The sequence below is a fragment of the Serratia sp. 121840015-1 genome (genome assembly GCF_053627655.1).
On the sequence record NZ_JBSEYF010000001.1, the window covers coordinates 2,254,365 to 2,266,643 of the forward strand.

The following is a 12,279-nucleotide window of genomic DNA, read 5'->3' on the forward strand; positions in this document are numbered from 1 at the left end:
ACTGAGCCCCTTTGTAACGAGCGGCGCTGAACTTCGTTTTACCCACCGACGGCGTCGTTCGTTATTCCACTTCCCAGCCGGCCCCCCATTCAGCGGCCAACGCCGCCGGAATGTCGCCCAGCGCGACGCGTTGCGCACCGTGCCATTTGGCCGTACGCGCGATGGCCTGCCGGATTTCCTGCGCCCGCTGTTTGCCGAAGCGCACCTGCGGCTCCGCATGGAAACTGATGATCTCGAATACCCCCTGGCGACGGTGCGCCTTGGCGTCAATGCGCCCCACCAGCTCACCGCGGTGCAGCACCGGCAGGGTGAAGTACCCATAGCGACGTTTTTCTTTCGGCGTATAACACTCCAGCCGATAGTCAAAGTTGAACAACTCCAGCGCCCGCCGCCGATCCCAAACTACCGGATCAAAGGGGGACAACAGGCTGGTGACCGTCGATTTGAGTTTGCTCTGTTCCGCCAGCGGCAGCAGTTCCGCCAGAGATTCATGCACATAGAACGGCCCTTCCAGCCCCTCTACCTGTACGGGCGTAATCTCCCCCTGCTCCTGCAGCTCTGCCAGCAAGGCTTTTGGCGCCACGCGTTTCAGCCGATAGTAATCTGCCAACCATTCAGCGCGAAAGATACCCAGATAGCGGCAGGTGCGGCGCAGCATCTGCCTGCGCGCCCGCTCCGCAGGCAGCGTATGACGCGCATCGTCCCAGGCCGGCAGCAACCTTTCGGTCAGATCGTAAACCCGGTGGAAGTTGCGGCGTTCGGCTACCATCAGCTTGCCGGCGGTAAACAGGATCTCCAGGTGTCGTTTCTCCGGTTTCCAGTCCCACCATCCGCTGTTGCCCTTTTTCTCGGCGCTGAAATCGGCGGAGCGCACCGGCCCCTGTTGTTCGATGTGCCGCAGCAGGCTGTCCATCGCCGCCTGGTGCTGCTGCACCCAGTCGGCGGAATATTTCCAGCCCATATCATGAGGCGCCAGCATGCGGTGCCGCAGCAAACCAAAATCCTCAATCGGCAGGAAACAGGCTTCGTGCGCCCAATATTCGAACAGCTTGCGGCCGGCAAGCGCCTGCTCCAGCCATTCCGACTGATAGGCGCCCAAACGGCTGAACAGCACCAGATACGGGCTGCGGGCGACGACGCTAATGGTATCGATTTGTAACAGCCCCATGCGCTGGATCGCGCTCACGACGTCATCGGGCTTAGCCTGGCGTTTAAGCGGAGAAAGCAGCCCCTGGGCGGCAAGGTGCAGCGCGCGAGCGGCGGTAAGGGAAATTATCGGGGTGGTCATCCTGATATCCGTGGCAAGTAGGCAGTGGCCTGATAATAGTGGATATCGAGGGATTTATCTTCGCCAGTGCTTGCGGGTGGCGACACCGGCACTGGCGAGGAAGGAGGGTGCGATCAGAACGCGATAACGTCTGCCGCGGACAGCCCATGCGAGCTGCGATAGATCGAGAACTCAACGTTCTGACCTTCGTTCAACGACTTATTTTTGGTGTTGGCGATAGCGTTGCGATTGACATAGATTTCGTCGCTGCCATCTACCGGCGAAATAAAACCATAGCCTTCGGCCTGATTAAACCATTTCACGCGGCCCATTTTTAACACAGTATTTTTAAACATAACTTATATCCTTTTACTTGAGCATCCTTGACAACGTCTTTTTTTATATTGTCTGGACGCTACCAGCCCATCCTAAAGTTTTTCGTAACAAACCTCTCGTGAGCAAAAAAATAAAAAACCCGCACTAAGGCGGGCTTGTTGAACTTAATATCTTCCGCATGACTCGGCGCTAAAGCGTCACCATGGTTGTATTAAGATCTCTTATACGCGTTCCCTGTATTCTTACAGAGCAACTACGTTGGCGGCAGCCGGCCCGCGCGGGCTGTCCTGGATGGTGTACTCGACGCGCTGGCCTTCAGCCAGGGTCTTGAAACCGTCGGTCATGATTGCGGAGAAGTGTACGAATACATCTTTGCCGCCGTCGTTCTGCTCAATGAAACCAAAACCTTTGCTTTCGTTGAACCACTTAACCTGACCAGTCTTCTTAGACATTACATTTACCTTTAAATATATTTACAAAACCTGCCATAAGAGGCAATTGGGGCCATTTCAGAAACATTACTTATGGGAGGTACTTAGAAGGTTCGTCTTTGAAGCGGAATCGGATGATAACGTTTTTGGAGGAACTACTTAACTCTAAACTCGAACATAAATAGGTCTGGATTACAGGCCGACTTGCATTTACTCATAAATCTGGTGAATGCACAAGAGGTTTATTGCATTAAATTCGCCATTACGCCGAATTTATTTTTATCCCCCTGAATACACATGAATTAATTTACCGTTCTTCGCAGCCCATCCACCGCCTCTTCCCCCAGGCCGGCGCATCATTTGTCCGTCTGTGCGCTGCAAATGAGAGCTAACGCATAAAACTCTAATATGCTTGGCGCCTCTATAACAAATCCCAAATCAGATGGCTAAACTTGAGGGGAAAACAAGGCAGACGGCTTTTTCGCCAGCACTTTTGCCGCTAAAAACACGATTTTTCAGATTATGCTGAATCAAGGAGCTATGCGCATGACCGCCCAGCAGTTCGTTTCACCTAATGAAATCCGCGCCAGATTCTCCCACGCGATGTCGGACATGTACCAAAAGGAGGTACCGCTGTACGGCGATCTGCTGGAGTTGGTGGCGGAAACCAATCGACAGGTTCTGCGCGAAGACGCCGCACTGGCTCATCAGTTGCAAATCACCGGCGAGATAGAGCGCCTCGCCATGGAGCGCCACGGCGCGATCCGGGTCGGCACCGCGGATGAGCTGGCCACCCTGCGCCGCCTGTTCCGGGTGATGGGCATGGCGCCGGTCGGTTACTATGACCTGTCGGTAGCGGGCGTTCCGGTGCACTCTACCGCTTTTCGCGCCGTACATGAAGACGCGCTGCAGATCAGTCCTTTCCGCGTGTTCACCTCCCTGCTGCGCCTGGAACTGATAGAAGATCCCGCGCTGCGTGAACTGGCCGAGCGCTTGCTGGCGCGCCGCCGCATCTTTACCGATCGCGCGTTGGAACTGATCGCGCTGCAGGAAGCGCAAGGCGGATTGAATGCAGCGCAGGCGCAGGAATTTGTCGAACAAGCGCTGGAAACCTTCCGCTGGCACAATCAGGCGACGGTCAGCGCCGAAGAATACCGGCAGTTGCACGATCAGCATCGCCTGATCGCCGACGTCGTAGCGTTTAAAGGGCCGCATATCAACCACCTGACGCCGCGCACGCTGGATATCGATCGCGTTCAACAGGCGATGCCCGGCCGCGGCATTACGCCCAAAGCGGTCATCGAGGGCCCGCCGCGCCGCCGCCGTGCAATCCTGCTGCGCCAGACCAGCTTCAAGGCGTTGGAAGAAAGCGTCGATTTCGTTGAGCACGACGGCCACGCCATCGCCGGCCACCATACCGCGCGCTTCGGCGAGATCGAACAGCGCGGCGTGGCACTGACGCCTAAAGGGCGCGCCCTCTACGACCGCCTGCTGCAGGCGACCAACGATGCACTGCAGGCACCGCCAAGCGAGAAGAACGCCGAGCGCTACTATCAACTGCTGGAGGAAAACTTCCGGGCGTTTCCGGATGATTACGCCACGCTGCGCGAGCAACAGCTGGCGTGGTTCCGCTATTTCCCGACCGAATGCGGCCTGGCGGCCAAAGAGTCGCTGGATAAGCACAGTACCCTGGAGCAACTGATCGAGAAAGAACACGTTCGCTTCCAGCCGCTGGTGTATGAAGATTTTCTGCCGGTCAGCGCAGCGGGGATTTTCCAGTCAAATCTGGGGGACAGCCGCCACGCGCAGTACAATGCCGCTTCCAGCCGGGCTACGTTTGAACAAGCGTTGGGCAGTGAGGTGATCGACGAGCTGGCGCTGTATCAGCAAACCCAGCAGCGTTCGCTGGAGGCCTGCGCGCAAGCCCTGGGGCTTGTCACGCTGGCATCCTGAGGTTACTTGGTCAGCAGAGATTCGATATCCTGCAGCAGTTGCTCAGCCTGAGCGGACGGTAGCACCGCGTCAACCGGTAAATACCACCAATTAGGCTGGGCAAAGGTGCGGCACTTCACCGCGTCCTTCTCCGTCATCAGCAGCGTTTGATCGGCTGCAACCAGCGCCGTCAGCTGCGGCTGCTGATATTCCTGATGATCGGCAAACGCCACTTCCTGCACCACCTCGACGTTCAGCTTTTCCAACGTCGCGAAGAAACGCGGCGGATGACCGATGCCCGCCATCGCCACCACGCGCGGCAGCTCGGCCGCCGGGCGACGTTCACCGCTCAGCAGGTTCACCGCGTCACGCGCCTGCAGGCGCATGGCAATCTCCCCCGCCTGCGCCACGCCGCCATTGGCGACGCGCGCATCGACGCTGCCAAGCCGCGCGGCACGCTCGCGCATCGGCCCGGCCGGTAACCACCAGCCATTGCCGAAACGGCGCACGCCGTCGATGACCACCAGCTCGAAGTCACGCTGTAAGGCATAGTGCTGCAAGCCGTCGTCGGTGATGATCGCATCCAGCGGCTGTTGTTGCAGCAAGGCCTGTACCGCCTCGGCTCGCTTGGGCGCGATCGCCACGGGCGCGCCGGTGCGCTGATAAATCAGCACCGGCTCATCCCCCGCCTCGCGGGTCGAGGTATTCTGATTGAGCACCAGGGGATAGACCGCCGACTTGCCGCCGTAGCCGCGCGAAACCACGCCAACGCGATAGCCCCGCTGCTGCAGGTGTTCCACCAGCCAGATCACCATCGGCGTTTTGCCGTTGCCGCCAGCGGTGAGGTTGCCCACCACCACCACCGGCACCGGCGCGCGCCAGCTTTTGCGCAGGCCACAGCGATAGCTGAGGCGAATCAGCCAACTGAGCAGGCCATACAGCCAGGAGAGCGGCAGCAGCGCCAGATAAAGCAGCGAACCGCCGGACCAGATGCGCTCAATCATTATTGACCAAACTGCATGCGGTGCAGCTGCGCATAGGCGCCCTGCCGTTCAAGCAATTCGGCGTGCTCGCCGCGTTCGACGATGCGGCCGTCCTCCACCACCAGGATCTCGTCCGCCTTCTCAATCGTCGACAGACGGTGCGCGATCACCAGCGAAGTACGGTCTTTCTGCAACTCGTCCAGCGCAGCCTGGATGGCACGTTCGGACTCGGTATCCAGCGCAGAAGTCGCCTCATCCAGGATCAGGATCGGGCAGTCGCGCAGTAACGCACGCGCGATGGCGATACGCTGACGTTGGCCGCCGGACAGCATTACACCGTTCTCACCGATCACCGTATCCAGGCCGTTCTCCATCTTGTTGATGAAGTCCATCGCGTACGCCATTTCGGCCGCTTTCTCAATCTGCTCGCGGCTGTATTCGCTCTCGCGCGCATAGGCGATGTTGTTGGCGATGGTGTCGTTGAACAGGTGCACGTTTTGCGAGACCAGCGCCACCTGATTACGCAGTGAGGCCAGGGTATATTCACGCAGATCGTGGCCGTCCATCAGGATTTCGCCTTCCTGGATATCGTAGAAACGCGTCAACAGGTTGGCGATGGTGGATTTGCCCGAACCGGAACGGCCCACCAATGCGACGGTCTTGCCTTCGGCGATTTTCAGGTTGATATCACGCAGCGCCGGTGTTTCCTTGGACGGGTAGTAGAAGGTGACGTTGCGGAATTCGATATCGCCTTTCGCACGCTTCACTTCGCGGGTGCCAGTGTCTTTTTCCTGTTCCATATCCAAAATGGAGAACAGCGTCTGGCATGCCGCCATCCCGCGTTGGAACTGGGCATTGACGTTGGTCAGCGACTTCAGCGGGCGCATCAGCGCGATCATCGACGAGAACACCACGGTAATGGTACCAGCGGTCAGGGTTGACATCACGCTAGGGAAGCTGGCGGCAAACAGCACGAACGCCAGCGCCAGCGAAGCGATCAGCTGAATGATCGGATCGGAAATCGAAGACGCGGAGACCAGTTTCATGCCCTGTTGACGCATGCGGTTGCTGACCGAGTTAAAGCGCTCGGTTTCCACCTGCTGGCCACCGAAGATCAGCACTTCTTTATGGCCTTTCAGCATCTGCTCGGCGCTGGTGGTCACCTGTCCCATGGTGTTCTGCATGTTCTTACTGATGTTGCGGAAACGCTTGGACACCAAGCGAATGGCGATGGAGACGATCGGCGCCAGCACGATCAGGATCACCGACAGCTGCCAGCTGTAGTAGAACATCATGATGAACAGGCCAATGATCGAGGCCCCTTCACGCACCACGGTCACCAGGGCGCTGGAAGAGGAGGAAGCCACCTGCTCGGAGTCATAGGTAATGCGCGACAACAGCGTCCCGGTAGACTGCTGATCGAAGAAGGCCACCGGCATTCTCATCATGTGGCCAAACAGGCGGCGGCGCATCTGCATCACCACCATGCCGGAAACCCAGGAAATGCAGTAGCTTGAAACAAAGCTGGTCACGCCACGCATCAGCATCAGCGCAATCACCGCCAGCGGCATCCACACCAGCACGCTGCTGTCGGTTTTTCCAAACCCATCGTCCAATAGCGGTTTAAGCAGAGACAGCATCAGCGTGTCCCCCGCTGCGTTCATAATCAACGCAATGGCGGCCACAATCAGCCCGGTCTTAAAAGGAGTGATCATCGGCCAGAGTCGACGGAACGTCTGCCAGGTCGAGAGATCTTTATCATTCATCATGCAAATACCAGCATCGGAAGAAATAGCGGCCTATTTTACTCATTATCACCCTCTACGCCAAACCGCTGATGGTACCAACGGGGCATTAATTGTTCGCGAAAGCCTTTAATTTGCCAATCGTTGTCGAAAAAAAGTACCGATAACTGGCCGGAGCGCGTCGTATCACGCCATGTAATGCCATTTGCCCGGTATCTGGCGACCACTTTACGCGCCGGCAATCGCCATTTGTTGTAACGAGATGCTGACGCCAGCGCCACCTCAGGATTGACCGCGCGCAGAAACGGCGGCGTCGAAGACGTTCTGCTGCCATGGTGCCCCACCTGCAATACCGTGGCCGCCAAACGGTCGCGGCGCAATCGAATCAGCTGTGCCTCCGCCTTCTTTTCCGCGTCGCCGGTAAGCAGCAGGCTGTATTTCCCGTCGTCGATGCGAATCACACAGGAGTCGTCATTGACCGGCCTTTTGAGCGTTTTCGGCGGCCACAGCACCTCGAATTGCAACGACTGCCATCGCCAACGCTCTCCGGCGACGCAGGGCAAGTGCCCCTCCCCGCGTATCGGGCTGCGCACCGTCGCCTGTGGAAACGCACTCTGTACCGTCGACAGCCCGCCGATATGATCGAGATGAGCATGGCTGATGATGATCTGTTCCAGTTCAATACCCCGCCAGTTCAGCATCGGCAAAACATGCCGCTCGGCGGCGCTGCCTGCAGGCCAACGATCGCCGGTGTCATACAATATTCCTTTGCCGTTTTGCTCTATCACCATCGCCAGGCCGTGCCCGACATCGAGCATATCGACGCGCCAGCGGTATCCCGGCTCTTTTCCTCGCCACAGCACGCAGCATATCGCGATCGTCGCCAGGCCCGGCGCATAGCGCCACCACCAATGAAAGCGCCAACAGATAACGATAAGCCATCCCGCTATGCTGGCCAGCAGCGAGGCAGCCCCCAAATCCACCCAACCGCGCTGCAGGTAATGCAACGGCACAAACACCCCGCTCAACGTGAAATCGGCCAACCACCAAAGCCCGTAACTTAGCGAGGGGAAGACGCCGCCGATCACCGCCAGCAAAATCAACGGCACCGTCACCAATGAGACGATGGGCACCGCCCAGAGATTGGCCGGCAACGAAGTCAGCGTCAGGCCTAAAAACAGCGCGACCTGCATCGGCACCAGCAGCAGCGTCATGCCCAGCTGAATATGCAGCCAGCGTACCGGCGCCCAATACCAGGCGGAACGAAATCGCTCGCCGAGCGGCGCCCATTCGAACCAAAAAATCAAACACCCTACCGCCAGCACCGACAGCCAAAAACTGTCTGACAATACCGCCAGCGGATCGCACAACAAAATCAGCCCGACGCACCACAGCCACACTTGCCAGGAAGAACAATGAACGCCGCGCAAGCGCAGCAACATCCACAGCGTCATCGCCAGCGCGGTGCGTGCCGCCGGTGGCTGGGCGCCCACCAACCAGACATAGATCAGCGTCGCCACCCAGCCCGCGACCAGCGGAAAGCGATAACCAATCAGATGGGCGGGAAGAAAAAACTGCAGCGCACGCAGCACCGCCCAAAACAAAATGGCGACCATCGCCACATGCAGCCCCGAAATAGCCATCAGGTGCGCAATGCCGGTTTTCAGCATCAGCGTGCGCAAAGCCTGTTCCAGTGCGGTGCGTTCCCCAAACGCCAGCGCCAGCAACACTGACTTGTAACGCAATTCACCGATGTTGGTTTCCGCATGGCAGATTATGCGCTGGCGCAGGCCGCAATCGCCATCCAGCAAACGAGCCTGCCTGACCTGCGCGGTCAAAGGTTGGCGCTGCGCGATTGCCCAACGCTGGCTGTCAAAGCCGCCTTCATTGAGCTTGCCGTGCACCGGCCGCAAACGCAGTTTCAACTGCCAGCGCTGCCCGGCGCACAGACGCTGCCGTTCTGGGGCCCACGTCGTGGTAAACGTCAGCGCAGGCACCAACCAATGGCCGTCGACTCGCTCGATGCGCATCAGCGTCTGCTTACTGGCGGCAGGCTCCAGTGCGACACTACTCACCTGCGCCACCGCCGTTACATCCGGCATGCGGCTTAGGTGCTCCATTTGCCCAAGCAGGCTTCCGGCGTTGAAAACCGCCCATATGAATCCCAAACCCAGACAGGCCAAATAACGACAGATCGGCCAACGGGTGCGCAGCAGTAAACCGGCGACAAACAGCATCGGCCACAGCAGCCATGGCTCTGGCAACCGCGGTAAAACCAGCAGCGGCAGGATGCCGCAGATAACGGCGAATATCGCCAGATCCAGCGAAATTTTGATCGCTCTTCTCCCATCGGCTCCACCATGAGCAAAAACGCGTCACGGCAAGCAAGCAGGATCGTTGAGGCGATATGTCGCCGCCAGCGGGCTTTAACGAAGATGCGGTGAGCATGGCAGGATAAGAGAGGCCTATGCAGCAGCCACACCGCAAATGCGGCGCAGTACGCAATTCACTTGCGTGTCATGGAGAATCGCAGGCGAAAAAAAACGGCGCCTTAAAGGCACCGTTTTATATTCTTTACAAGCAACAACGCTATGAGCAGTCAGCGACTAGCCATAGATATTGGCGCGGTCACGCAACTCTTTGCCAGGTTTGAAGTGAGGAACGTACTTGCCGTCCAGCTCAACTTTGTCACCGGTTTTCGGGTTGCGGCCTACACGCGGGGCACGGTAGTGAAGAGAAAAACTGCCGAATCCGCGGATCTCAATGCGTTCGCCCTCGGCCAGCGTTGCGGCCATGTGCTCAAGCATCTCTTTCACTGCATCCTCAACGGCCTTCGCCGGAATATGAGATTGCTGGCCAGCAAGTCTTTCAATAAGTTCAGACTTGGTCATAGTACCTCCAAGCTTTGCAGCTAAACTACCGTATCGGGGCGGTCAGAAACCGCCCCCCGTCATTACTCGCCTTTAGCCGCTTTGAAAGCTTCAGCCATTGCGTTAGAGAAGTTGCCTTCTTCCTGTTTGTTGTTAACAGTTGCGATGGCGTCTTTCTCGTCAGCTTCGTCCTTAGCACGTACGGACAGGCTTACAACGCGGTTCTTACGGTCAACGCCGGTGAATTTAGCTTCAACTTCGTCACCTACGTTCAGAACCAGAGTTGCATCTTCAATGCGGTCGCGAGAGGCTTCAGATGCACGCAGGTAACCTTCTACGCCGCCTGCCAATTCAACTGTAGCACCTTTGGCGTCAACTGCAGTGACTTTACCAGTAACAATAGCACCTTTCTTGTTCATAGACAGGTAGTTATTGAACGGGTCTTCAGCCAGCTGCTTCACGCCCAGGGAGATACGCTCGCGCTCTGCGTCAACTTGCAGAACAACCGCTGCGATTTCGTCGCCTTTCTTGTATTCACGTACTGCTTCTTCGCCTGCAACGTTCCAGGAGATGTCAGACAGGTGAACCAGGCCGTCGATGCCGCCGTCCAGGCCGATGAAGATACCGAAGTCAGTGATAGACTTGATTTTACCTTCAACGCGGTCGCCCTTGTTGTGGGTTTCTGCGAACTGCTGCCATGGGTTGGATTTGCACTGCTTCAGGCCCAGGGAGATACGACGACGCTCTTCATCGATGTCCAGAACCATCACTTCCACTACGTCGCCCACGTTAACAACTTTGGACGGATGGATGTTTTTGTTGGTCCAATCCATTTCAGAAACGTGTACCAGACCTTCAACGCCTTCTTCGATTTCTACGAAGCAGCCGTAATCAGTCAGGTTGGTTACACGACCAGTCAGCTTGGTGCCTTCTGGGTAACGTTTCGCGATAGCAACCCATGGATCTTCGCCCAGCTGTTTCAGGCCCAGGGATACACGAGTACGTTCGCGGTCGAACTTCAGCACTTTAACAGTGATTTCATCGCCAACATTGACGATTTCGCTTGGGTGCTTAACGCGTTTCCAAGCCATGTCAGTGATGTGCAGCAGGCCGTCTACGCCGCCCAGATCAACGAATGCACCGTAGTCAGTGAGGTTCTTAACGATACCTTTAACTTCCATGCCTTCCTGCAGGTTTTCCAGCAGTTGATCGCGCTCAGCGCTGTTCTCGGATTCGATAACCGCACGGCGAGAAACGACAACGTTGTTGCGCTTCTGATCCAGCTTGATGACTTTGAACTCAAGCTCTTTGCCTTCCAGGTGCAGAGTGTCACGTACCGGACGCACGTCAACCAGGGAACCTGGCAGGAACGCGCGGATGCCGTTCAGCTCGACGGTGAAGCCACCCTTCACTTTGCCGTTGATAACACCGGTTACAGTCTCAGCTTCTTCGTAAGCTTTTTCCAGCGTGATCCAAGCTTCGTGACGCTTAGCTTTCTCACGGGACAGCAGGGTTTCACCGAAGCCGTCTTCAACAGCATCCAGAGCAACGTCAACTTCGTCACCAACCTGGATTTCCAGCTCGCCCTGGGCGTTTTTGAATTGCTCAGCCGGGATGGCAGACTCAGATTTCAGACCGGCGTCAACCAGTACGATATCTTTGTCGATAGCAACAACGACGCCACGAACGATGGAACCCGGGCGGGTTTCGATTTCTTTTAAGGATTCTTCAAAGAGTTGAGCGAAAGATTCAGTCATGTTGTTAATCTTCAGGGTTCTTTAGTTTAACGTCCATTTAGCGTCCCGCCGAATGGGGTTGTTTCACATACCCCGCCATTGGCTCCATGCCGACAGGGTTTAAGGTTACAGGGGTAAAATTTTACCCGATATATTGCGATACCGCTATGACAAATATGACAAAAAGCCAATAGCGCCGCCGCGCTTATTGCTGCGGCAACGCCAACACTTTCTGTGCATACGTCAACGCCTGCCGGATCACTTCTTCGATCGACATGCTGGTAGAATCCAGCACGAGGGCGTCAGAAGCGGGCACCAGAGGCGCGATAGGCCGATTACGGTCACGGTCGTCCCGTTCCTTTATCTCGGCTAAAAGACGTTCAAAGTTAACATTAAAGCCCTTCTCCTGCAACTGCAGCATGCGGCGGTGCGCGCGCTCCTCCGAGCTGGCGTCGAGGAAAATCTTGACCGGCGCGTCCGGGAACACCACCGTGCCCATGTCGCGGCCATCGGCAATCAGGCCGGGCGCCTCGCGGAATGCGCGCTGGCGGCGCAGCAGCGCCTCGCGCACGCGCGGAAACGCCGCCGCTTGTGACGCGGTGTTGCCGACGGTTTCGGTGCGGATCTCATTGCTGACGTCCTCACCTTCCAAAATCACCTGCAGCTTGCCGTCCTGGGCAACGAAGCGAACATCGAGATGTGCGGCCAGCGGAACCAGCGCTTCCTCAGAAGTGATATCCACCTGATGATGCAACGCCGCCAGCGCCAGCACGCGATAGATCGCGCCGGAGTCCAGCAAACGCCAACCAAGGGACTCGGCCAACGCTTTACACAGCGTGCCTTTGCCTGCGCCACTTGGTCCATCAACGGTTATCACCGGGGCTGTAGCCGTCATTTCTCTCTCCTTCAGGTAGAAAACCTCACAGAGACACGGTGCGCTTCGGCTCAAGGCCCGCGCGCCGAACTCTCTGTCACCTGC

At 57.3% G+C, this 12,279-nt stretch carries 10 protein-coding genes; 1 reads left to right on the forward strand and 9 read right to left on the reverse strand.

The genetic code is table 11. From position 1 onward, the window contains the following. Positions 1–61 precede the first annotated feature (61 nt). The 3 genes from ACUXAC_RS11015 to cspE all read right to left on the reverse strand — a co-directional run bounded on the left by ACUXAC_RS11015 (position 62) and on the right by cspE (position 2,055). The gene (locus ACUXAC_RS11015) at positions 62–1,288 is read right to left on the reverse strand and encodes a winged helix-turn-helix domain-containing protein (RefSeq protein ID WP_454266655.1); all 1,227 of its coding nucleotides are present in this window, start codon (positions 1,286–1,288) and stop codon (positions 62–64) included. Positions 1,289–1,401: 113 nt separating this feature from the next. Further along, on the reverse strand, positions 1,402–1,623 hold the full coding sequence (locus ACUXAC_RS11020; RefSeq protein WP_004928241.1) for a cold-shock protein: 222 nt from the start codon (positions 1,621–1,623) through the stop codon (positions 1,402–1,404). Positions 1,624–1,845: 222 nt separating this feature from the next. Beyond that, the gene (gene cspE, locus ACUXAC_RS11025; RefSeq protein WP_019454537.1) at positions 1,846–2,055 is read right to left on the reverse strand and encodes a transcription antiterminator/RNA stability regulator CspE; all 210 of its coding nucleotides are present in this window, start codon (positions 2,053–2,055) and stop codon (positions 1,846–1,848) included. 525 nt (positions 2,056–2,580) lie between these two features. On the opposite strand from cspE, the gene hglS reads away from it, so the two are divergent. Then, a complete protein-coding gene (hglS, locus tag ACUXAC_RS11030; protein WP_100396502.1) occupies positions 2,581–3,987 on the forward strand; it encodes a 2-oxoadipate dioxygenase/decarboxylase HglS in 1,407 nt (468 codons plus the stop codon). Positions 3,988–3,989: 2 nt separating this feature from the next. On the opposite strand, the gene lpxK is transcribed toward hglS, so the two are convergent. The 6 genes from lpxK to cmk all read right to left on the reverse strand — a co-directional run bounded on the left by lpxK (position 3,990) and on the right by cmk (position 12,195). Further along, complete coding sequence (gene lpxK / locus ACUXAC_RS11035; RefSeq protein ID WP_454266656.1) at positions 3,990–4,970, reverse strand: tetraacyldisaccharide 4'-kinase; 981 nt, start codon at positions 4,968–4,970, stop codon at positions 3,990–3,992. After that, entirely contained in the window at positions 4,970–6,718 is a 1,749-nt protein-coding gene (msbA, locus tag ACUXAC_RS11040; RefSeq protein ID WP_047727931.1) for a lipid A ABC transporter ATP-binding protein/permease MsbA, read from the reverse strand. The genes lpxK and msbA overlap by 1 nt, the downstream gene beginning before the upstream one ends. Before the next feature lie 35 nt (positions 6,719–6,753). Further along, a complete protein-coding gene (locus ACUXAC_RS11045) occupies positions 6,754–9,024 on the reverse strand; it encodes a ComEC family protein (RefSeq protein ID WP_454266712.1) in 2,271 nt (756 codons plus the stop codon). 276 nt (positions 9,025–9,300) lie between these two features. Further along, positions 9,301–9,585 carry an integration host factor subunit beta gene (ihfB, locus tag ACUXAC_RS11050; protein WP_004928264.1) on the reverse strand — a complete coding sequence of 95 codons (285 nt, stop codon included), beginning with the start codon at positions 9,583–9,585 and terminating at the stop codon, positions 9,301–9,303. Positions 9,586–9,647: 62 nt separating this feature from the next. Continuing rightward, positions 9,648–11,321: a 30S ribosomal protein S1 gene (gene rpsA, locus ACUXAC_RS11055; RefSeq protein ID WP_004928267.1), complete on the reverse strand. Its 1,674-nt coding sequence runs from the start codon at positions 11,319–11,321 to the stop codon at positions 9,648–9,650. A gap of 184 nt (positions 11,322–11,505) precedes the next feature. Further along, positions 11,506–12,195: a (d)CMP kinase gene (gene cmk / locus ACUXAC_RS11060; RefSeq protein ID WP_004928270.1), complete on the reverse strand. Its 690-nt coding sequence runs from the start codon at positions 12,193–12,195 to the stop codon at positions 11,506–11,508. Between the last annotated feature and the right edge of the window lie 84 nt (positions 12,196–12,279).